21 protein-coding genes and 1 riboswitch are annotated in these 22,845 nt (G+C 35.3%); of the genes, 15 read left to right on the top strand and 6 right to left on the bottom strand.

Annotated features, from left to right (window positions below; all coding sequences use genetic code 11):
* Nucleotides 1-209 precede the first annotated feature (209 nt).
* Nucleotides 210-653 carry a class Ib ribonucleoside-diphosphate reductase assembly flavoprotein NrdI gene (gene nrdI, locus BCR21_RS03230; RefSeq protein ID WP_069645069.1) on the bottom strand — a complete coding sequence of 148 codons (444 nt, stop codon included), beginning with the start codon at nucleotides 651-653 and terminating at the stop codon, nucleotides 210-212.
* Nucleotides 654-837: 184 nt separating this feature from the next.
* Here nrdI and BCR21_RS03225 point away from each other — a divergent pair, with 184 nt between their 5' ends.
* The 8 genes from BCR21_RS03225 (at nucleotide 838) to BCR21_RS03190 (ending at nucleotide 10,407) form a co-directional block, all read left to right on the top strand.
* Complete coding sequence (locus tag BCR21_RS03225; RefSeq protein WP_069645068.1) at nucleotides 838-1,299, top strand: phage tail protein; 462 nt, start codon at nucleotides 838-840, stop codon at nucleotides 1,297-1,299.
* Nucleotides 1,300-1,791: 492 nt separating this feature from the next.
* On the top strand, nucleotides 1,792-2,313 hold the full coding sequence (locus BCR21_RS03220) for an HdeD family acid-resistance protein (RefSeq protein ID WP_069645067.1): 522 nt from the start codon (nucleotides 1,792-1,794) through the stop codon (nucleotides 2,311-2,313).
* A gap of 94 nt (nucleotides 2,314-2,407) precedes the next feature.
* Nucleotides 2,408-3,859, top strand: coding sequence for an amino acid permease (locus tag BCR21_RS03215; RefSeq protein ID WP_069645066.1), 1,452 nt, complete (start codon nucleotides 2,408-2,410; stop codon nucleotides 3,857-3,859).
* Nucleotides 3,846-6,266 carry a YhgE/Pip domain-containing protein gene (locus BCR21_RS03210; RefSeq protein WP_069645065.1) on the top strand — a complete coding sequence of 807 codons (2,421 nt, stop codon included), beginning with the start codon at nucleotides 3,846-3,848 and terminating at the stop codon, nucleotides 6,264-6,266. Before BCR21_RS03215 ends, BCR21_RS03210 begins: the two co-directional genes overlap by 14 nt.
* A gap of 143 nt (nucleotides 6,267-6,409) precedes the next feature.
* Entirely contained in the window at nucleotides 6,410-7,399 is a 990-nt protein-coding gene (locus BCR21_RS03205) for a choloylglycine hydrolase family protein (protein WP_069645064.1), read from the top strand.
* Between the two features lie 142 nt (nucleotides 7,400-7,541).
* Complete coding sequence (gene gad, locus BCR21_RS03200; protein ID WP_069645063.1) at nucleotides 7,542-8,924, top strand: glutamate decarboxylase; 1,383 nt, start codon at nucleotides 7,542-7,544, stop codon at nucleotides 8,922-8,924.
* Between the two features lie 29 nt (nucleotides 8,925-8,953).
* Nucleotides 8,954-9,205 carry a hypothetical protein gene (locus BCR21_RS03195; RefSeq protein ID WP_069645062.1) on the top strand — a complete coding sequence of 84 codons (252 nt, stop codon included), beginning with the start codon at nucleotides 8,954-8,956 and terminating at the stop codon, nucleotides 9,203-9,205.
* Between the two features lie 152 nt (nucleotides 9,206-9,357).
* Entirely contained in the window at nucleotides 9,358-10,407 is a 1,050-nt protein-coding gene (locus BCR21_RS03190) for a glucosaminidase domain-containing protein (RefSeq protein ID WP_240488058.1), read from the top strand.
* 63 nt (nucleotides 10,408-10,470) lie between these two features.
* Here the strand turns inward: BCR21_RS03190 and BCR21_RS03185 are convergent, their stop codons facing one another.
* Nucleotides 10,471-11,979, bottom strand: coding sequence for an AcpB/EbpR/MafR family transcriptional regulator (locus tag BCR21_RS03185; protein WP_069645061.1), 1,509 nt, complete (start codon nucleotides 11,977-11,979; stop codon nucleotides 10,471-10,473).
* A gap of 228 nt (nucleotides 11,980-12,207) precedes the next feature.
* Nucleotides 12,208-12,305: riboswitch (TPP riboswitch) on the top strand.
* 54 nt (nucleotides 12,306-12,359) lie between these two features.
* Between BCR21_RS03185 and thiT the strand changes: the two genes are divergently transcribed.
* From thiT to BCR21_RS03170, 3 genes are all read left to right on the top strand, one after another.
* A complete protein-coding gene (gene thiT / locus BCR21_RS03180; protein ID WP_069645060.1) occupies nucleotides 12,360-12,962 on the top strand; it encodes an energy-coupled thiamine transporter ThiT in 603 nt (200 codons plus the stop codon).
* A gap of 135 nt (nucleotides 12,963-13,097) precedes the next feature.
* Nucleotides 13,098-13,637: a sigma-70 family RNA polymerase sigma factor gene (locus BCR21_RS03175; protein WP_069645059.1), complete on the top strand. Its 540-nt coding sequence runs from the start codon at nucleotides 13,098-13,100 to the stop codon at nucleotides 13,635-13,637.
* Nucleotides 13,630-14,547: a hypothetical protein gene (locus BCR21_RS03170; RefSeq protein WP_069645058.1), complete on the top strand. Its 918-nt coding sequence runs from the start codon at nucleotides 13,630-13,632 to the stop codon at nucleotides 14,545-14,547. The genes BCR21_RS03175 and BCR21_RS03170 overlap by 8 nt, the downstream gene beginning before the upstream one ends.
* Before the next feature lie 383 nt (nucleotides 14,548-14,930).
* Here BCR21_RS03170 and BCR21_RS03165 read toward each other — a convergent pair whose 3' ends face one another.
* Complete coding sequence (locus BCR21_RS03165) at nucleotides 14,931-15,329, bottom strand: VOC family protein (protein ID WP_069645057.1); 399 nt, start codon at nucleotides 15,327-15,329, stop codon at nucleotides 14,931-14,933.
* 193 nt (nucleotides 15,330-15,522) lie between these two features.
* Between BCR21_RS03165 and BCR21_RS03160 the strand changes: the two genes are divergently transcribed.
* Nucleotides 15,523-16,719 (top strand): glycoside hydrolase family 3 protein, encoded by a 1,197-nt coding sequence (locus BCR21_RS03160; RefSeq protein WP_069645056.1) that lies wholly within the window; start codon nucleotides 15,523-15,525, stop codon nucleotides 16,717-16,719.
* Nucleotides 16,720-16,776: 57 nt separating this feature from the next.
* Here BCR21_RS03160 and BCR21_RS03155 read toward each other — a convergent pair whose 3' ends face one another.
* From BCR21_RS03155 to BCR21_RS03145, 3 genes are all read right to left on the bottom strand, one after another.
* Nucleotides 16,777-17,628: a MurR/RpiR family transcriptional regulator gene (locus BCR21_RS03155; protein WP_069645055.1), complete on the bottom strand. Its 852-nt coding sequence runs from the start codon at nucleotides 17,626-17,628 to the stop codon at nucleotides 16,777-16,779.
* Nucleotides 17,629-17,737: 109 nt separating this feature from the next.
* The gene (locus BCR21_RS03150) at nucleotides 17,738-18,577 is read right to left on the bottom strand and encodes a Cof-type HAD-IIB family hydrolase (protein ID WP_069645054.1); all 840 of its coding nucleotides are present in this window, start codon (nucleotides 18,575-18,577) and stop codon (nucleotides 17,738-17,740) included.
* Nucleotides 18,578-18,603: 26 nt separating this feature from the next.
* On the bottom strand, nucleotides 18,604-18,987 hold the full coding sequence (locus BCR21_RS03145; protein WP_069645053.1) for a VOC family protein: 384 nt from the start codon (nucleotides 18,985-18,987) through the stop codon (nucleotides 18,604-18,606).
* Nucleotides 18,988-19,514: 527 nt separating this feature from the next.
* On the opposite strand from BCR21_RS03145, the gene BCR21_RS03140 reads away from it, so the two are divergent.
* The 3 genes from BCR21_RS03140 to BCR21_RS03130 all read left to right on the top strand — a co-directional run bounded on the left by BCR21_RS03140 (nucleotide 19,515) and on the right by BCR21_RS03130 (nucleotide 22,717).
* Nucleotides 19,515-21,017, top strand: a complete 1,503-nt coding sequence (locus BCR21_RS03140; protein WP_069645052.1) for an Lsa family ABC-F type ribosomal protection protein — start codon at nucleotides 19,515-19,517, stop codon at nucleotides 21,015-21,017.
* A 467-nt stretch (nucleotides 21,018-21,484) separates the two neighbouring features.
* Nucleotides 21,485-21,685, top strand: a complete 201-nt coding sequence (locus BCR21_RS17165) for a hypothetical protein (RefSeq protein WP_139125577.1) — start codon at nucleotides 21,485-21,487, stop codon at nucleotides 21,683-21,685.
* Nucleotides 21,686-21,763: 78 nt separating this feature from the next.
* Entirely contained in the window at nucleotides 21,764-22,717 is a 954-nt protein-coding gene (locus BCR21_RS03130) for an alpha/beta fold hydrolase (protein WP_069645051.1), read from the top strand.
* The last annotated feature ends 128 nt before the right edge of the window (nucleotides 22,718-22,845 follow it).

The following is a 22,845-nucleotide window of genomic DNA, read 5'->3' as shown; positions in this document are numbered from 1 at the left end:
ATTAATAATAAAACAGTTTTTTTGAAAGTGCAAAAATTATGAATTAATTTATCTGAATAAAATGACAAAATAGTTAATTTATATAAAAAAGTGGATAACAATTACTAGTTTCAAAATAGCTAGAACAAATATATTTTAGATTCAAAAAAAAAAATCCAAATCCTTTATTCTTTGATTAATGAGAATTAGGAATTTAGATATTTTATTTTTTAACCATTCTTCTTAGCTACTGTTTCCACTAAAACTGTATAAACTCGTTCCAAATCTTCTTGCGTTCCCCGAAGTTCATAGTCTGCTAAAAATGGAAAATCAAATCTCTCTGCATATTGCTTCGCGGTTAAACAATATTGATGATTAAAATTTTTATTTCCACTACCAATGACACCTAAACAATAACGATAGTTGCTATGATAATCTAAGTATTCGCGCATCGTTTCTGTTAAAATCTCTGTATCCCCATTATCGACCCCATTACCGCCATCTAAATAAGTTGGTACAAAAGTAAAAAAAGGCTCTGTTTCATCTTCAAAGGTCGAGTTTTCGTGAATCTCTTTTAGTTCTATTTGGGTATTATAGTTATCAAAAGCATAAGCAGACAGACGTTTTACAAATGAGCGGGTATTACCAGATATTGATATATAAAAGATATTCATGTCGGTTCCTCCTAAAAAGTTAAAAGCTGAAAGAGCTAGATCGTATAATCTTACACCTTAACTATAATTGATGAAAAACAAATTTCCAAGTGTTTTGTGAAAAAGATCATTTAGTCTTTATTATTTGTCACTACTATCCTATTCGCCTATACTATTCCTATATAAAAAGAAAAGAGGCGCAAAAATGTCTTATAAAGTGGATTTTAAAAATGTCTCAACTGTTGGTTTTGAAACTTCTCCAGTAGCGGAAACGTTAGCAGGCTTACGCGCAAATGAAGCACGCTATTATTGGAATAAATACAAACATGAATTTGTAACAGTACCAGCAAGTGAAGCTCCTGAAACGTTAGCTTGGGTCGAAAAAATTTTAGCTGAACGTGATATGAACTTTCCGTATAAACCATTAGAAGTATCAAGCTTTGAAGTAGATGGGATCAAAATGGCCTATGTCTTTTATGAAAATGGATTAGCTGTTAATGTGATGTATACACTTGAAGAAGGTGGCAAACGTGCAGTTGGGTTTAAGTTATCTGATGGTATGGAAATTCCAGCAGAATTTGAAGGGAAGTTTAAATTTGCGCGTCAAAAATCGAAACTTGCCGGGACAATTCGTGGTTCTTTCTTTGTAATCAAAGGTCAATATTAGAGGATAAAAATGAGTTGATCCATAATTGGGACACTGTATTATTTAATAGATACCCAAACACTCCTGTTTTAAGCATGGAGTGTTTTTTCTGTGTGAAAGAATTATACCATGCCAAAAATGCTCCTTTAATTCTAGATAAATCTACGAGAAATTTAAATACTATATAGATTTTCTCATTCTTTACACCAATGTAAAGTGAGGATCATTCGTGTGTCACACGATCGAAAATAGATCGAAAAAATCGAAGGACGTGTATATGAATGAACGAAAACCAGTATGATTCAACCCTAATTTAAAAGGTGACTAGAACTATCATGAAAAGATAGTTCTAGTCACCTTTTTTATGTTATTCGGTCTATTTTATTCTTTTTATTTTTTTATTTTATTTCGCATCATGCGACAGGATGTAGAAAAATAATAGGCCTTTTATCCACTATACTACGAATATAAAGTTGATACATATCAAAAAATGATTGGAGGAATGCATGTGTTATGACAAGAGGTACAAGCTATAAGGTAGGCTCTTTTATTCTTGGGATAATTTTCATTGCGGTGTCGATAGTAACCTTTGAACATCCAGTGACAGATCTGCACCTTCTGGTTGTGCTTTTTTCAACAGTAACGATTGCCAAAGGAATATTCGAACTTTATACAGATCAAGCGATGAAAAACTGGGTCGGACTTTATTCTACATTAATTGCGTGGATCGGCATCGTTGATCTTTTGATCGGTAGCTTTTTCATTTTTCATTTAAGTATAGGAAAGATTCTTTTGCCATTTGTCTTCGTTTTCTGGTTTGTGTACAATGCAATATCGCGGTTCTTAAGTGTATTAGCTACCAAAGAAGTCAGCAGTGTCTCTTACTGGTTTTTATTAACGGTAAATGCTTTAGGCGTAATAACATGCATCCTATTATTTTTTCATCCGATGATCGCAGCCTTGACACTTGTTTTTTTTATTAGCTTGACCTTTTTAGTCGTAGGAATTTTCAATATAAGAACAGCATTTAAATGAGTAACAAGATAGTCATTATTGAAACAGGAGCTTATTAAATTAAGAGATAAGTAATATCTTGTTCTTATAAATAAACAATGAGAGGAATAAAAAAATGTCAGAAACTAAAAGAAAATTATCGTTGTTCAGCTTTTTCGCTATGACAGCGTCACTATTTATAACAGTCTATGAATACCCAACTTTCGCTATGTCGGGAATGACACTTATCTTTTTCTTACTTGTCTGTGGACTATTCTGGTTCTTACCAGTTGCATTATGTTCCGCTGAAATGGCCACTATTAAAGACTATCAGGAAGGAGGGATCTTTGGCTGGGTTGGCAAAACCTTAGGTGAAAAATTTGGATTTGCGGCTATATTCTTCCAGTGGTTTCAAATAACCGTTGGCTTTGTGACGATGATTTATTTTATTATCGGTTCCTTATCTTATGCAGTAGGAATACCTGCTTTAAACAGTAACCCTCTATTGAAATTTGCCAGTGTGGTATTGATCTTTTGGATTGCTACATTGCTTCAATTCAAAGGGACAGAAACAACGGCAAAAGTTGCTAAAGCGGGATTTGTGATCGGGATTATTGTCCCTGTCGGACTGATGTTGATTTTAACGATCAAATATATCATGATCGGTGGACATCCAGTTGCACCATCATTTACTGAAAAGGGATTTTTGCCAAAAGGAAAAGATTTCGCAGCACTTGCGTCATTTATGCTCGCTTACATGGGTGTTGAGGCATCTGCCCCTCATATCAATGAGTTAGAAAATCCTAAGAAAAATTATCCGCTTGTGATGTTTATCTTGGTCATCGTCGGTATTATCTTAAGTACGATTGGCGGAAGTGCCGTTTCAATGGTCGTTCCAGCCGATAAATTGTCATTGAATTCTGGAGTTGTTCAAACATTCCAAACCTTGATTTTAGCGGAGAATGGTCAATTAACGTGGGTTGTAAAAATGATTGCAGTCTTAGTCGCCTTTGGTGTGTTAGCCCAAGTCTGTTCATGGATCGTTGGACCGACTGAAGGTTTACGTACTGTCGCACAAAAAGGGTTGATTCCAGCTAGGTTTAAAAAAGTGAATGAGAACAAAGTGCCAGTTCCATTATTGATTCTTCAAGGAATTATCGTCACGATTTGGGCAGCAGTGCTAACTCTTGGCGGAGGTGGCAGCAATGTATCCTTTTTAACGGCCATCTCATTGACCGTTATCATTTACTTAAGTGCCTATGTTCTTTTCTTTGTTGCTTACTTTGTTTTAATATTTAAACGTTCAAATCAAGGACTGGAAAGAACTTATCATGTGCCAGGTGGAAAAATTGGTAAAGCGTTGATCGGCGGAGCAGGATTACTATTGTCTCTTCTTGCGATCGGTTCATCAATGATTGCGCCAAGTGAGTTAAAAGGAAATGAAATTCATACTTACCTCATTACTTTAGGGATTAGCTATCTTGTGACATTAGCGATTCCGTTCGTATTTTATCATTTTTATAGTCGCCATCACAAAGTAACACCAAGCATTCAAACACAAGGGAGTAAAAAGCATGAAAATGATTAAGCAAGAGTTTGTTAATATTTTTAAAAATAAGATTTTATTGATATCTGTTATCGCAATCACATTTATCCCAATTCTTTATGCTGGTTTCTTTTCAAAATCGGTATGGGATCCTTACGGTCGAACAAAAGATTTACCTGTAGCAGTTGTCAATGAAGACAAACCAACAGAAATGATGGGCCAAAAGGTCAACGTTGGGGAGCAAGTTGTAGAGAATCTTAAAGGAAACCATGATTTAAAATGGGAGTTTGTCTCGGCCGATGAAGCAAAAAAAGGGATGGAGGATTTATATTATTATATGATCGTCACGATTCCTAAAGACTTCTCAAAAGATGCCACAACACTTTTAGATAAAGATCCAAAAAAAATGGAGATCACTTATACGACGAATGGTTCACTCAACTATATTGGGGAAGAAATATCCCAAATAGGAGCAACCACGTTAGAAGCACAAGTCCGGGAAAATGTTACTGCATCATACTTGACGGCTGTCAATGATGTTGTGAAAGTAGCTGCTGGAGGAATTGATCAAGCCGCAGATGGCGCTAATCAGTTAGCGACAGGTACGACACAATTAGAAAGTGGATTAGGCCAATATACGGCAGGTGTTTCACAAGCTGCCAACGGTTCAACTCAACTAGCATCTGGTACCAATCAATTAGCTGGAAACATTGGTCCATTAAGTTCTGGCGTTGATCAATTAGATGCTGGGGCTTCAGAATTAAGTTCAGCTCTCAACACAGTCAACGGTAAAGCACAACCTTTAAATACGAAAGTTACTGCATTAAGCGCAGGTTTAAATGAACTTTCCAGAGGGAGCAAAGAATTAGAACAAGCATTGCAAAATGTCGAAAACAGCTTAGATGCTACCTCAAAAGAAACGATTCAACATAATTTAGATCAAGCGAAAGCAGATTTAGATAAAGTGATGACAGATTCAAAAGTATTGGAAAACACTGCGATTGAATCTGGTCAAATTTCAACCGATTTACAACAAGTCAGTGCACAATTAAACGAATTAAATACGAAGTTAGCAATTGATTCAAGTAGTCTTCAAAGCCAAATTACAGCAAGTATCAATCAACACGAAGGTATTGAAGCTGCCACAAAAAGTCAATTGATTGCCGATATCAATGGCCAAATTGCTGCCTTTGAATCAGCTCAAAACGCTAAGATTCAATCAGAAACAGCTTTATTGTCAGCAAATATCCAACAAGCAACAACTTCAGCTGAAAAACTAGCAGTTCAAGCTAGAGCTTTAAGTGAACTAGCAGCAGGAATCTCGGCTAATACAAATAATCTGAAAAATGGGATCAATGAGATTGAAATTGGAACAAATGGTCTATTAGCAGTCGTTGACTTACCACCATTATCAATGAAAGCATCTACCTTGGTAAGCGATTTGGATCAAGCCTCGACTGATTTAACCCTTTTAAGTAATGATTTACCAACTGCCTTATCAGATGTTAATCAATTAGCGACAGGCGGAAATCAATTATCAAATGGATTAGATCAAATGTCAGCACAAATGCCAACTCTTTCAGCTGGCGTAACCCAACTAAATAGTGGTGCTATGCAATTAAATAGTGGTTTAGCTGAATTGACCGACAACTCACCACAATTAATGAGTGGGGTAGATCAATTAGAAGGCGGCTCATCTCAACTAGCATCAGCTCTAGGTGAAGCAGCAGGGATGGCTGGAAAAGCGAATTTAGGAGAAAAGAATATTGAAATGTTCGCTGCACCAGCAGATTTAGAGCTAGATGAATACAGCCATGTAGCAAATTATGGTGAAGCATTATCTCCATATATCATGTCACTTGCGTTATTTGTTGGTTGTCTTGTGTTTAACTTTGTTTTCCCAATTCGCAGAGTATCATTGGCTGGACAATCTGCTCGCAACTGGTGGTTAAGTAAAGTCTCTATTGGTTTTGCCGTTTCAACAGCGATGGCAGTTATTGAAGCTTCATTAATGTTAGCTATCGGCTTACATGTTGACAACATTGGACAATTTTACTTGATGTCCTTTATCAGTGCTTGGGCCTATATGTTCTTAGTCATGTTCTTGGCGATGACCTTCGATAATCCTGGACGATTCATAGCAATGATCTTACTTGTTTTACAACTAGGCGGGGCAGGTGGCACCTTCCCAATGCCATTGACGAACGGCTTCTTCAATGCGATTCATCCATATTTACCAATGTCTTACTCGATTTATGGCTTCCGTGAAGCAATTTCCGGCGGAATCGGTGCACCAATGTTTGATAAAAGTGTCATCATTTTAAGCGTGGTTTTCATTGCTTTCGTGATCCTACTAGGTATCTCTATGAACTGGCTGCAAAAGAAACATTTGGAAGGAAAGTCTGAACTAGATGACAATCAAAAACTATTAGCACTTGAAAATGAATAGTAAAAAGTAATTCAGTCAAACGTATTAAAATCATCAGTAAAATTGTGTCGAAAGAACGGACAGAATAACAAAAATAAAACACCAAATATCCTTGTAAAATAGGAATTGTCAATAAGACAAAAATAAGAAAAGGACGTGACATTATGTGCACAAGTATTTTTACAAAAACGAAAGACAACAAACATCTACTATCAAGAACAATGGATTTTTCATTCCCGTTGGATCCTAGCCCAACCTATATGCCCAGAAACTATACATGGGTTTCAGAAGTCAATGAGCAATCATTTACGAATTCACTTGGCTTTGTAGGAGCTGGACGATTGTTAGGGAGTTCATACTTCGTAGCGGATGGAGTCAACGAAAAAGGACTCTCTATCGCAGAATTATATTTACCAGGAGAAGCAACTTATCAAACAGAAGCGGAGCAAGGCAAAAAAAACTTTGCGCCTCATGAATTAATTTTATGGATTTTAGGAAATTGTGCGACGGTTGAAGAAGTGGCAGAGCATATCAAAGAAATCAACCTAGTTGGGCTTAAGGCACCAATGTTGAATATCATTACACCACTTCATTGGATTATTACAGATGAATCTGGTCGTTGTGTGATTATTGAACCAACTGAAAAAGAACTAAAAATCAAAGAAAATCCAGTAGGAACGATGACAAATACACCTTGTTTCGAATGGCATATTAATAATTTACGTAACTATTTACATGTACGACCAGCTCAATATGAGCCAGCAAGTTTCGGTGATTATGTTGCTTTACCATTCTCACAAGGAACGGGCACAATGGGCTTACCTGGTGGCTATACACCGCCTGAACGTTTTGTTCGAGCAGCGTTCTTTAAAGAACATATCGACCAAGCACAAGATGAAGCAACTGGTGTAACCAACGCCTACCATATTTTAGCAACGGTTCGAATCCCTAAAGGAATTGTTGTAACCTCAGAAGGGGCTCAAGATTACTCTCAATATGTAGGAACAATGTGTAACGAAAGCCGTTCTTACTACTTTAATAGTTACGATAATAGCCAAATCGCTAAAGTAACGATCACAGATGACTTGCTTGAAGTAGATAAACCAATCACTTTTATGGCAGATAAAATTGAAACTTTCAAAACCTTAAATTGATCTTAAGCAAGTTAAAAAATGAAACTTTAAAGGAGACAAAGAAGCGTTCTTGTTTCCTTTAAGTTTCATCATTCAGACATAGAAACAATCAAAAAAACAGCACATAGCAAAAACATAAAAATGATAATGGAGGAAACAAACAATGAGTAATCAAAATAATGAAACAACCCCAATTTTCGGAACAGAAGCATCAAGCGAAGCCGTGGTCATGACAAGTTTACATAAAAATCCGGTAGCACCAGAAGTTGCTTATCGTTTGATCAAAGATCAGTTGATTGATGAAGGAAATGCTCGTCAAAACTTAGCAACTTTTTGCCAGACCTACATGGATCCAGAAGTAACACAGTTAATGGCTGAAACAATGGAAAAAAATGCGATCGATAAATCCGAATATCCGCAAACAGCAGAATTAGAAACTAGTTGTGTCAATGTGCTAGCTGATTTGTGGCATGCACCAGATATGAAGCGAATCATGGGGACTTCTACAGTTGGCTCAAGTGAAGCTTGCATGCTAGGCGGTATGGCGATGAAATTCCGCTGGCGCAACCAAGCAATCAAACGTGGATTAGATATCAACGCACAAAAACCAAACTTAGTCATTTCGTCAGGTTACCAAGTCTGTTGGGAAAAATTCTGTGTCTATTGGGATATCGAAATGCGTGAAGTACCGATGGATAATGGACAATTAAGCATGAATATCGATAAAGTGTTGGATTATGTAGATGATTATACAATTGGAATCGTCGGGATTTTAGGCATTACATACACTGGTAAATTTGACGATATCAAGGCATTAGATGCTTTAGCAGAAAGCTATAATAAAACACATGAACATGAACTTGTAATCCACATCGATGGTGCCAGTGGCGCAATGTTTGTACCATTTGTAGACCCAGAATTAGAATGGGATTTCCGTTTGAAAAATGTTGTCTCTATCAACACATCTGGTCATAAGTATGGTTTAGTGTATCCAGGTGTTGGCTGGGTCCTGTGGCGTGATAAAGAATATTTACCCGAAGAATTGGTTTTCGATGTTAGCTACTTAGGCGGACATATGCCGACAATGGCTATCAACTTTTCTAGAAGTGCCAGCCAAATTATTGGACAGTATTACAATTTCTACCGTTATGGATTTGATGGATACAAAGAACTTCACACGCGTACCAAAGAAGCTGCTGTAAGTATTGCAAATGCAGTGGAAGCAACAGGTCTGTTTGATATTTATAACGACGGTGAAAACTTGCCGATCGTCTGCTATACATTGAAAGAAAATGCAGATGTAGAATGGACACTGTATGATCTAGCCGACCGTCTACAAATGAAAGGATGGCAGGTTCCAGCATATCCTTTACCGAAAGATTTAGATAATCAAGTGATTCAACGATTTGTCTGCCGCGCCGATTTAGGACAAAACATGGCAAACGCTTTGATTAGAGATTTTGAGCAATGTGTGGAAGATTTAAATAGTGCTAGAATTTTATATCATGAAAAAACAGAGGCACATGTACAAGGATTTACCCACTAATATAACCGCTTGAAGGGAGCACAAAGAGTATGACAAACGATGAAGTTATTGAACTTATTGCCAAAACCTTAGAAATGTTAGATCTGGAGTTAGCCTATTTAAAAGCAAATGAAGCAACAAGCAAAAGACAAAGTATGAAGTTGTGGTTTGAAGAAAAAAAAGCAATTTATGAAGTAAAACGTATTTTGCATGAAATTAATTATTATGATCAATACAATGAGGAAGAGTCGAATCAGATCGTCCAAGGATACCTAACACAGGTTCTAAATGTAAGTGAGTAATCAATCGTCCATCGAAATTTCAGCTCTTGGCTTTAGGCAAATAACAAGTGTTTATCTCAGTAGTAATTTGAATTTTGAGTGTAGAGTAAAAGAGATTTTTTCTCTACACTTGATGATTAATTCAGCAAAATAAAAAATAGGAGTGAATCGTATTGAAAAAGGTTTCAACAGTTATTTTTGCTACAATTTTAGCAACACAATTATCATTGTCAGTACCAGTTTCGACATTTGCCAATGAATATACAGAGGAAACAGAATCAAATGAAGTTCCAGAGAAACAAGAAATACAATCGCTTTTACTGATGGAAGAGCAACATATCCAAGTCGAAAAAGCAACGGAGGATTTTATTTTAAACATTGGTGAACAAGCTAAAATGATAGCAAAAGAGCATGATCTATATGCTTCAGTCATGATAGCTCAAGCCATTTTGGAATCTGATTCAGGACGCAGTGAACTAAGTCAGATGCCCTATTTTAATTTATTCGGAATTAAAGGAGCATACGAAGATCAAAGTGTTTCTTTTCAAACAATTGAAGATAACGGAACAGGTCAAATGTATCAAATTGAAGCAGCCTTTAAACAATATCCTAGTTATAAAGAATCATTTGAAGATTATGCAGAACTTTTAAGTGGTGAAAATCCTATTTTTACGGACACACTAAAAAGTTCGACAGAGAGCCATCACCAAGTGACTTTAGCACTCACAGGAACCTATGCCACCGATAGCGCGTATAATCAAAAACTTGACGAAGTGATTCATATTTATGATCTAACAAAGTACGATCAAGAGGGCGCGTTAACGCCTTATTTTGGTGGAGAATTTGAGCCATATAATCATGTGAATTATGATAGCGCAAATAGTTATGCAGCAGGTAATTGTACACAATATGTTTATAATCGGATCACTCAATTAGGTGGGACTATCGGTTTAACAATGGGAAATGGTATGGATTGGGGAAGCGCAGGTATTGTACAAGGATATGAAGTGTCAAATATACCCAAAGCTGGAACAGCTGTCTCTTTTCAACCAGGGATAGCAGGAGCTGATGGGACATATGGACATGTTGCTTTTGTGGAAAATGTGGGAGAAGATGGTGTAATTGAAATCTCAGAAATGAATGCAGTTGGTGTTGGGATCGTTTCGACACGAACCATTGATTCTGAAACCGCAGCTCAATTGGTTTATATAACACCTAAATAATAAATAGAAGCAGAAAAGAGAACAGTAAAAACTACATTTCCCTTTTCTGCTTCTATTTTTATACTATGAAACTTGGCTTTTTAATTGCGCAACAAGCTTGAGTTTTCTTTCAATTTCGATAAAGTCTCTTAACTTGATTGGAAAATCAAACAGATGAACTTTATAAGTAAATCGCTGCTCTTCTTCAATGGTATTAGGAATATTTGTGAGTACGATATCTGATTGTTGTAATTGTTGATCCTTTAAAAATATAATATTAAAATCATGTTTGAACCGATCACTTATTTTAGTTATGATCGTTTGTTTCACAAAGAAAGGCAGATCACTGTCTAGAAAAATTCTGATCGGCGGTTCATAATAATTTAGTGGTGAAATCGAAGAGAACAAGAGAATGTATTTTTGGGCTAGAAATTCATGTGATAAAAAGAGTGTAATACCAGTTTCTTCATGCAATTCATTAATAAAAGAATTGAGTTTTTCTTTCAATGCAGGATAGTCATAATCAGCTTCATGCATAATTTGATGCCCATCGATATCAACTTGAAGCTGATTAAACACTTTACAGAAAAGATGAGCGCAAAAACTAGTTAAGAAAAATCGCTCACGCAACTCTTCTGGAATGGGCATCAATTTCTCATGGAATCGTTTAACAAATAAGTGGGTTGCTTGAAAAATATCTGATTGGCATTTTTCATGATAATCAAAAACGCGTTGTTTCAATTCCTCAGATTCAAATACTTTGATTTTCATTTGCAACAGTAGCACATAAAAGCACATTTCCGATTCAACATGAATATGATACATTTCTACTAAATCAGTCATCACAGGCAATGTTTGCATTAATGCTGGAAGATTAACATAATTTTTCCATTCAGGATCCAATTCAATCACATGATTTTTTCTAAAACGGATTAAGTTGATTGCTAACATATAGGCCATTTGTTTTCTTTGAATATTTGAAAACTTTAATTTGAAGGCCTCAGAAAAATTGTCAACAGTTTGATAGGCCTTTCGTTGATCGATGGAATCAAATGGCCAAATAACACCTTTAAACGCTACCCAACCAATAATATAAGCAATAATTCGAATGTTTTTTTCTTCTCCCATAACTTGGAAAGAACTACGAGACAAGGATAAACTATATAAATCAAAAAATACATTTATTTTTTTTAAGCTCTTTCGAACAGCATTTTCGCTAACAAAGTAAGTCATAGCGTATTTTTTTACAGAGTAGAATTCTTCAAACATAATCTTTTTCAAAATCTGTATGGTTTCATCTGTTTCCAAAATATATGTCTTAAACTCTATATAATTACTGCCTGATTCTGTTTCTAACTGGACTCCATTATATTTTTCATAGTTTAATTGAATATAACTATCTTTTACCTCATTGTACTCAGCAACCGTATCTTCCAATTGGTGAATATAACGTTGGATCGTCCGCTCTACGACATTTAAACGCAAACTTAATTCATTGACGCTATACCATCGATGACTTTCAGAAATGATTTCCAATAATTTCAACATGATCTTATTTTGATCTTCTAGTAAATCAAAAATATCTTCTTCCAAATGGATGACCTCCCAATCGATAAATTTAAGTGATAGATAGTATCAATGTACCACCTTTTTCAAAAAAAGTGTACTCTTATCTTCTGCAATAAGAGGAATGAATTCTTGCAGGTTACGTCTAGTTATTTTGGATGGAAGAGAGGCACTTGTTTCTTTACTTTTTAAGGACACAATGGTAGTCTATAATTGTTATCATAGAAGTAGGTAACGCCTAAAAATTAAATAGAACCCATCACAAAGGGGAGCCATGGCTGAGAATGAGTAACAACTCTAAACCCTTGAACCTGTTCGTTAGTACGAGCGTAGGAATTGTGATGGAGTAAATAAATACGTTTACTCCTCCTTTGTGAATTGGTCGTTCTAAAAGGAGGAGTTTTTTTATGCAAAGAACATCAGAGTTACGTATTTGGATCGAAGGGACGATCGTTGCGGCCATTGCAATGGTCTTATCCTTTATTCCGACAAACATTGGGAGTAGTTTTTCAATTTCACTGGGGATGATTCCAGTCACTCTTTTCGCTTTACGAAGAGGGGCCAAAGCAGGATTCTTTTCTGCATTTATCTGGGGATTGTTGCATTTTCCAACGGCGCAAGTGTATTATTTGATGCCTGTTCAAGTGATTATTGAATATATTTTAGCTTTTGGCTTTGCAGGTTTTGCAGGAGTTTATAGTGGTAAACTGCAACAGGCTATCAAAAATAAAGAGTATATGAAGAGTAGTCGGATTATTATTTATGCTTCTTTTTTCGGCACGCTTATGCGTTATTTTTGGCATTTTATTGCGGGTGTTGTGTTTTGGGGAAGCTTTGCGCTTTGGGGCATGAATCCTTGGCTATTCTCCTTTGTGATGAATGGCTTGAGTGGGATCGCTACAGCAATAGCAACCTCTGTTGTGTTGTTGTTACTCCTTAAAATCAATCCAACTTTATTTATTCCTACTAACATGTCACGAATGAGCCAACAGGATAACGGTGTTGAATAATACAATTCTGATGTAGAAATAGTTAAGGGCTAAAACATACACGTTTTAGCCTTTTTTTTGTTTTACGAATAAAAAAATATTTTGTTGAAACCCACAGGTAATTTTTTTACACTATTAGGGTGAAGAGGTGAGGAAATGGGGAAGTTTAGCTATTCAGAGCGTTCATTGATCAAAAAAGCAATCAAAGGAGACACAAATGCATTAGGGAAAATTTTACATAAAAATCATGAGTACATGTATAAAATGGCCTACATCTATATAGGCAATAAAGAAGATGCTCTGGATATTATGCAAGAAGCAACGATTCAAGCTATGAAATCGATTCATACACTGAAAGAACCTAGCTATTTTTTAACTTGGTTTTGTACGATTATGGCAAGACTAGCAAGTAAAGTGATCAATCAAAAGATCAAAATCCGTGAGTTGCAGAACAATCCAGAATTTGAAGAACCAACCGATTTATCTAAAAACAAGAATCAAGCCATTGATGTACTAGAAGCTGTAACATCATTAGAAGATAAATACCGCTTGATTTTGCAATTATTTTATTACCAAGATTTTTCAGTTAAGGAAATCAGCGAACTCTTAAACATGCCGGAAGGAACAGTTAAAACGAATTTAAAACGAGGACGTGACGCACTAAAAAAAAACTTAGGGGAGGATTATTATGTCTGATAACGAGAAAAAAATTTTACAAAAAGCAATGAAACAAATCGAAGTACCGGAAGAAGAAGCACTTACAGCATTAGGGATAGGATCTGGTCAAAGAAAAAATAGAGTCCGTAACTTTCGCTATAAATCGGGAGAAATCATTTTATCTAGTATAGTGATCATTGCTTTTATTTTCGTTGGCACCGTAATGTGGACGAAAGCGAAAGAAACTAACAATAAACCAAGCACTTCAGCCTCTACTGCAACTGAAAGAAAAAAAGAAACGCCAGCGAATATTTTACAGTCAACTAAATACTGGAAAGTTCAAAATGAAGAGAATTATTATAGTTTTAGCAATGACAAGGTGCGAATAATAGAACATTATTTTTCACTTTTCACGACGAACTATACCTTTAAGGGGGATCAATTGGATATTATATATGATAGCTTTAATGAAGCCGATGTTCCAATAGAAGAAATTCATTCTTATCAAGTAAAGAAAAATGGCAGTAACTTAGTATTAGAACCCAAACTTGCTGAGGATAAACGTCTTATTTTAGAACCACATAATGAAGAAATTTTTCCATATTCAGAAGAAAAAATCAAAAATCTTAAACCAGCTATCGATCCAGAATTAACCAAATATGCTTCTTGGACATCGTCGATCAAGGGCAATCGTCAAAATAGTACGCTAATGTTTGATGGATTTCTTATGAAAGAACGGATTGATGGGGAAGAAGACTGGGTGACTTGGACCTATGAAATTGAGGGGAATCATTTGGTAGTGAATTATGGCGGGTATACGGTAAGTCATGATATGTATTGGGATGGTGATACTATTATTTTATGGCAGGTATCTAATTCACTTCAAAAATCAGATGATAAGGAAGAATATAAAGAAGAAATTGTTACGATTCTTCAGCCGAATAAATAGTTTTTTGAAATCTGATTTGATTTTGCAAACATTATTATGTGTAGTAGTAAATAATAGCTGGCATATTAAAACTGAAAGAGATACCAAGATGATTTAATTGAGTCATGTTCTGAGGAAATAAAAAAGGTGTTTTACTCTTAACAAAAATAGTAGTTGAATAAACAATAGCAGAATCAATCACTAAATTTAGTGGTTGGTTTTTTTATGAGTTACAAGTTTACGAAGTTTTACTAGTTTATAAAGTTTTATTTTTTAATCTACCCCAACATAAGAAGAACAAAATATGGTGGAAAAGCATGTGCCATAAAAATCACTTTCCGCTTTTTTACAAAGAAAGACCACCAGCTAATTTAACTGATGGTTTTCAACTAATAATCTTTAATTTACATCTTCATCCAATTTGGTTCCAAAGTATTACCATCTGGATCTTGCACTTCAAGTCCAAACATCATATCCTCAGGAATCCCCATATCCACTTTATAAAAATCGCCGCCATTTGCTTTGGCTGTCTCGCCAAATTTCTTCACAGCATCAGCACTTTCCATACTAAATGCAACCAAAACACCGCTAGTTGTTTTCGCATCTGCAATTTTTTTATCTTTAATAAATTTACTATAGAAGTTATGATTTAATAACATGATCCAAAAATTATCATCCCAAACCATTGAACTTGTTTCTTCATTAGAAAAATCCACGTTTTGCTTAAAACCTAACTTTTCATAAAACTCAGTAGAACGCTTTACATCAGTAACTGGGAAATTTACAAAAACCATTGTTGACATAAAAATCCAACCTTCTCTCTTTTTTTGTATTTATTACGCTTAGAGCATCTCATGCGCACGTTTTTTTGTCAAAGATATAAGACGCAATCAGGTGAAAAAATTGACTGTTGCAATAGAACCTCATTATAATATAATCACACTGATAAAGATCAGCGAAGTGAGGCAAGGAGGAAGTACAATTAATAACAAGACGATGATAACAAGTGCAGTTGCAATTTTACTGCTGATTTTTGGTATTAGTTTTAGCATTATGTGGTTCGTGAACAAAAACAATGATACTGCACAAACAAAAAGAACGGAAGAAACGAAACAATCAAGTACAGAAGTGGCAGAGGAAAGTCAGACCGCACAAAGCAATCAGGACACTTCTTTAAAGGGTCAAGAAAAGAAAATCAAAGACTTAATTGCATCAATGAGTTTGGAAGAAAAAGTTGGACAGCTCTTTCTAGCACGAGTACCTATTGAAGCGCAGCAAGAGAGCATTCAGGAGTATCACTTAGGCGGTTATCTGTTATTTGGGCGTGATATCGAAACTGCAACACCAGATTCATTGAAGGAAAAAATTTCCTCTTATCAAAAAGTAAGCAAGATTCCACTTTTTATTGCTTCAGATGAAGAGGGCGGAACGGTTTCACGTTTAGGTGGTGGAAATGGTTTAGTATCAGAACCATTTAAATCACCTATGGAAATTTATCAAGAAGCTGGATTGACAGGGATTCGTTCTGATATTCAAAAAAAATCAGAAGTGCTTCGCTCATATGGCATTCACGGCGGCTTATTTCCAGACGCTGACGTTGCGACTGACCCAGAAGCGTTTATCTACGATCGGACACTAGGATTAGACGCTGAAAAAACGAGTGAATATGTCAAGACCAGTGTAGAGGAATTAAAGAAACAAAGGATCGCTTCAACATTAAAACATTTTCCAGGATATGGGGATAATCGTGATTCCCATGTCGAAATCGTCTATGATACGAGGGACCTTGAGACGTTACGCAGTAATGATTTTCTACCGTTTAAAGCTGGAATTACAGCGGGTACAGACAGCATCATGGTTTCCCATAATATTGTGACCAGTATTGATGATACGATGCCAGCATCTATTTCTCAACCTGTGCATGATTTATTGCGAAACGAGTTAGGCTTTCAAGGCGTGATCATGACTGATGATATGGATATGGCAGGATTAGCTGATTTTATCTCTCAAGAAGAGGCAGGACTCGCTGCATTGAAAGCTGGAAATGATCTGATTTTATCCTCTTCATTTCAAGAGCAGATTCCTTATGTTTTACAAGGAATCGAGCAAGGGACTTATTCAGAAGAAGCGTTGAATCAATCGGTTTATCGTGTGTTAAAGATGAAAAGTGATTTAGGATTGTTGAAAGAGTAATGAGAAAAAACTGTTTAGCATTAATTAATGCTAAACAGTTTTTTGTTAACTAAGGAGTCAAATCAGTTTTGGATTCATTTTTTGATAATTATCCAATTTATAAGCCAAATTCCGATCATAATCTTGATTGAAAAAACTAAGATATAAACTATCAAAAATATACATCAACGACATCCGTGTTGAGAAGGATGAGATCTTGTTATAATGATTTTCCAGTGAAGAGAAGAGAAAAACACCATCCACTTTTTCATTTAGTAAAGGACTATTTTTTGAAGTAATCAACAAGATTTTACTATTATTTTGCTTTAAAATTTCCAGAATTTTTTTGACACTAGAACTGCGGCCACCATAAGAAACAACGATTGCTAGATGAGTGGGTGTACTATTTGCGGCAGATAGATTTTGCATATAATCATCGATCGGTACATTGATTTGCTTACCTATTTCCTGCATTTGAAACTGGAAGTTTTGGGCAAAATAAATATTGGCAGATGTGGCATAAACATCGACAAATTCAGCGTTTTTAAGTAGCTCATCATTTAAAGCCATTGAATCAAAATTATTTGTATCGATGGTTGATTGAACCGTTTGGTCATAAACCGTTTTTAACTTTTTAGTCATGGCGTAATGATTATCTTCAGCCGAAATAGGGTAATCGATGTCGATGATGTGTTCACTTGTATGTTCGTTTAAATAGCTAACCAAGGCGAATTTAAGATCATTTAAGCCATCTAGGTCCAATTTATTGATCAAACGATAAATCGTTGACATTGATACATAAGAATGATCGGCAAGTTCTTTGGGAGAAAAGCGAATAACTTTTTCTGGAAAATCAAGAATATAAGTAACGAGTGCTTCTTCACTTGTTGTAAGTTTATCTAAGTTTTTTAATTTGAGCATTAAATTCATCGCAGAAAACACCTTTCAGTCTGTTTCGTATAAATGAATTATAACTGATTATCACGTATTATGTGAGGAAAAAAATAGAGTAGGATTTTTTATCCCCACTCTATTTTTATTACAATAATTCAGATAACGCTTTGGCAATCCCATCTTCATTGTTTGATAAAGTGATTTTATCTGCAGCACTTTTTAACTCTTCAACAGCATTTCCCATCGCAACGCCCATTCCAGCATAATTGATCAAGGATAAATCATTGTGGCCATCACCAAAAGAAATAATATGTTCTTGATGGATGCCTAAAGGTTTGAGTGTTTGTTCCAAAGCGTTTGCTTTATCGATTCCTTGATCCGTAAATTCAAAATACATCGGTGCCGAGAACACACCACTAACAGATTGTTCAAAAGGAGCATAAATTTTCTGCCAGTTTTCTTGTAAATACTCAGGTTGAGCTGCGACAAGAATTTTATGCAATGGAAAATCAACAAAAGCAGCTAAATCTTCTTTTTCACATAATTGGAAGTTTCCGCCACGTGATTCGTATTCAATAATATTGAATAATCCATCGGAGAAGTCCAGATCCAACATCCCATCAAATACATTGTTGACATACATATACTCGTCTTTTGCAATCATTGGTTTGACGTCGAATTGTTTGAGATGTTCTAAAATATTTTTGCTGTTTTCAATTGAAAGAGGCTGACTGAATAATTCTTTTTGTGTGCGGACATCAAGAACATGTGCGCCGTTATACGAAACGATCAGCCCATTGTGCTGATCCATTTGAAGTTCCTCCACATATTTCAACATACCAGGAGTCGGTCTGCCAGATGCTAAAATTACTTTGATGCCCTCTTTTTGAGCAGTAATCAATGCCTCTTTTGTTTGAGTGGTCAGTTTTTTTTCATCATTTAAAAGTGTTCCGTCAATATCTAAAACAATTGCTTTTACATCCATTTCATTTCCTCCGTTAATCCAAAATTTTAAATAGTTAATTCTAAACGGTTTCCCTCTGGATCCGCAATCACAGATTCATAATAACCATCACCTGTTGTACGAGTTGGACTTAATAATGTATAACCTTCCATGACCAATATATTCGTGAGGTTATCAACATTCTCTTTGCTTCCTAAAGAAATCGCTAAATGAGCAAAACCCAGTATTTCATCTCCTGAGTTGCGGTCAATAACATCGTTTCGTTGCATGATCTCAAGTCTAGCACCGTCAGAAAAAGTTAAAAAATAAGAATGGAAACTTGTCTTTGTATTGTGGTAAAGTTCAGAAGCTTGGGCGTTGAAATACGTTTCATAAAAGTTCCGCATATTTTCCAAATCTTTGACCCATAAACCGATATGTTCAATTTTCATTGTATAATCTCCTTTACTTTGAAATACAGGAAACAACTGTTTTGACTGTATTTCTATATTAGAATGAATGTGGATAGATAAGATATTGTTTATGACTATAGTATAAGTCAAAGTGAGCTCTTATAGAGCTAAATAGCTGATTTTGATAGAAAATTATCAAAAATGAGGCAAAAAATTTTATGAATGTGAAAAATTATTTTCACTGATATTCGTTTTTTTAGTTCTATGTCCATGATTTTTAAAAGACGGACATTCGATTCTTGACAATTAGTAAATCACCATGCTATAGTAAACTCAATAAAAAACGAAGTGAGGGATCCGTGCGTTGAAAAATTAAGTCAATTTGTTGAAGCTGCATTCAGACTGTAACTTGAGAAATCTCAGGGGAGCAGTGTGCAGATTTTCAGGATTGGCATTATTTTTTAGCGTATGGGTCTTTTTGTGTACTCGTAAACCTGTTGCCGGTTCTGAAAAGAACAGAAGGAATAAAAACAACTTCCTTCCGCTTTTCTTAATGAGGTGAGACTATGTCAAAAATCGAAATTAAAAATATAACCTTCGGGTACGATACTCAAGGAACTTTACTATTTGAGCAAGCAAATCTAAACTTTGATACACAATGGAAATTAGGACTGATCGGCAGAAATGGTCGTGGGAAAACGACATTACTTAAAATTTTACAGAATCAGCTAGCTTATAGCGGTCAAATTATTCATCAATTAGACTTTCTCTATTTCCCACAACCAATTAAAAATAAGCAGCAACTGACCTATTATGTGTTAGAAGAAATCAGTGATTTTGAACAATGGGAAATTGAGCGGGAGTTAAATCTTCTACAAGTTGATCCAGAAATTCTATGGCGTGATTTTGAAACACTTTCAGGTGGTGAACAGACCAAAGTCTTATTAGCGCTGCTGTTTATTGACGATCATCATTTTCCTTTGATCGATGAACCAACCAATCATTTGGATATTGTCGGACGCAAGCAAGTAGCGGATTATTTGAAAAAGAAACGCCAGGGCTTTATTGTAGTCAGTCATGACCGTTCGTTTGTAGATGAAGTGGTCGACCACGTATTATCTATTGAAAAAAGCCAGTTAGAGCTTTATCAAGGAAATTTTTCTGTTTATGAAGAACAAAAGAAAATCAAAGATGAATTTGAATTTGCACAAAATGAAAAATTAAAAAAAGAAGTCAGTCGTTTGAAAAGAACAGCTGCTGAAAAAGCAGAGTGGTCTCGTTCCAAGGAGCAAGATAAATATGGAAAAGCTTCTGAAAAAGGCAGTGGAGCAATCTATGATACTGGTTTTATCGGTGCAAGAGCAGCTCGTACAATGAAACGTGCAAAGACGATCGAACATCGAATGGAAACACAACTGTCAGAAAAAGCAAGTTTATTAAAAGATATCGAGTACATTGATCCGCTGACGATAAATTATCAGCCAGGGCATCATAAACGATTACTAACAGTCGAAAATCTAACGTTGGGTTATCAGGAGCAAGACTTGTTTAACAAAATATCTTTTGAGTTAAACCAAGGACAACGGATTGCTTTAGCCGGGCAAAATGGTTCTGGAAAATCATCGATTATCAAGTTTTTACTAGGTCATTTTGATGGTGAAAGTCAAGGCGTGATCCTTCGTCCAGATAAACTAAAAATTAGTTATGTTCGTCAAAATTATGAAGATAATCATGGGACATTACTGGCGTTTTCAGAAGAACAAGGACTTGACCACCAAGCGTTTCTCAATAACCTGCACAAACTAGGCATGGAAAGAGAAGTCTTTCAAAATCGCATTGAACAAATGAGCATGGGGCAGCGCAAAAAAGTCGAGTTGGCAAAATCATTAGCGCAACCAGCGGAATTGTATATTTGGGATGAGCCATTAAATTATTTAGATGTTTTCAATCAGGAACAATTGGAAAAGCTGATTTTATCGGTAAAACCGACAATGCTGATTGTAGAACATGATCAATCTTTCTTGGAAAAAGTCGCGACACAAGTGATTACTTTAACTAAAAATAACTAAATCTAACCTGTCAAAGACTTCATACTAAAGGGGGTGTTTGACAGGTTTTTAGTCATTTATTTTATTGACAAGATCAATAATAAAGTATATTCTATAAAAGAACATTCATTCGGTATGTTTTTTAGAAAGAGACTAAAAAATGGCAAAAAGATACGATACCGAAGCAATAGTTCCAGATATTTTAGCTGTCACAACGCGTCTGTTTGTACAAAAAGACTATGAAAAAACGATTTAAGACATTGTTAATGAATTAGATGGTTTATCTCGTGGTGCGATTTATCATCATTTTCGTTGGCGTAGTGAGAAGGCTTATCCACAATGCAGCGTATTTTGATGTAATCAGTGAACGTACAGACCTTAAGATGTAGCATCTATTATTGGAGACCTTATTTAATAAAGAAGTTGGGGCGTCATTTCAGTTAGCGTATTCTTTATTTTATAATCCAAAGTTTTTTATGATGTATATTATGAATAATAATGATGTCTTATCTCCTCAAATTGAACGCTACATCAATGAAGGAAATAAGGATGGGTCTTTGAATGTGGAATACCCAAAACAAGTTTCAGAAATCATTGTTTTGCTTTTAGGAACTTGGTTTATCGTCGCGCTATTTCAAATACGATCGAAACATTTTGGGATAAACTTTATGCAACCAAATATGTACTAGAGGGAATTAAGCTTAACTTGTTAAGTGATGAAATAATGGAGAAAATTATAATTGGGATAAAGGAGAAAGAGGTTTAAAATGAAAAAAAACAAAAAGCACGGAATCAGACGTGTTCTGAATATTTTAAAGAATGTTCTATTAACCATTTTAGGGTTGTTTGTTGTAACGATGGCGGGAATTTATATTGTAAATCAAGTCAGTCTGCGAAATGAAGCGAGTCGAATCAAGGATTATGGTGAAAAAATAAGCATTTTTGATGGCACAATAAATGTGCTTGATGAGGGGCGGGGAAAAGAAACGATCGTGTTGCTTCCGGGTTATGGAACAGCTAGTCCTGGATTGGATTTTAAACCATTGATTAGTGAATTAAAAAATGACTATCGAGTCGTTACGATTGAACCATTTGGATATGGATTAAGTAGCCAAACGAAACGAGAACGAAGTGCTAAAAATATGATTGAAGAGATCCATACCGTTTTAGAAAAATTAGATATCGATTCTTTTATATTAATGGGACATTCGATTGCTGGAATCTATGGATTGAATTATGTGAATACGTATCCTGAAAACGTCAAAGCATTTGTAGGAATCGACTCTAGTCTACCGAATCAGCCATGGCCTGGGTTTGATGATAGCTTATCTAATTTTATTCAAAAATCTGGATTAATGAGAGTATTCATTAAATTAAGTCCAGAAAGTTTCAAAGTTAAAGGAATGGATGATGAAACATATGAGCAATTGCGTATGCTGAATCTGAAAAATCTGAGTAACAACAATGTCCGAAAAGAAGGAAAAGCGTTAGATGAATCGTTTAAAGAATCAAAAAAACTAGCTTTTCCAAAAAATATGCCATTACTTTTATTTGTAGCCAAAGAAAATAATGGTGCTTTAGAAAATTGGTTCGAACTTCATGAAGAACAAGCGGCTACTGTTACTAAAGGAGAAGCTGTCGAGCTTACTGGAACGCATTATCTTCACCATAACCAATCTAAAACGATTGCAGAAGACTTGAAAAAATTTATGAATGAATAACAAATAATAGAGTACAAATCGTTGTTTTAAAAACAATAGATTTGTGCTTTATTATTTTGCTTAGGTTTAAAGTATTTTCTAGTATTGTTATTCCTAGTTATCTTTGCCATAATAATAGTAGAAGATAG

Source organism: Enterococcus ureasiticus (assembly GCF_001730285.1).
Taxonomy (GTDB): domain Bacteria; phylum Bacillota; class Bacilli; order Lactobacillales; family Enterococcaceae; genus Enterococcus_L; species Enterococcus_L ureasiticus.
The sequence above is the reverse complement of the archived record's forward strand: the minus strand, read 5'-3'. Positions and strand labels throughout refer to the sequence as shown.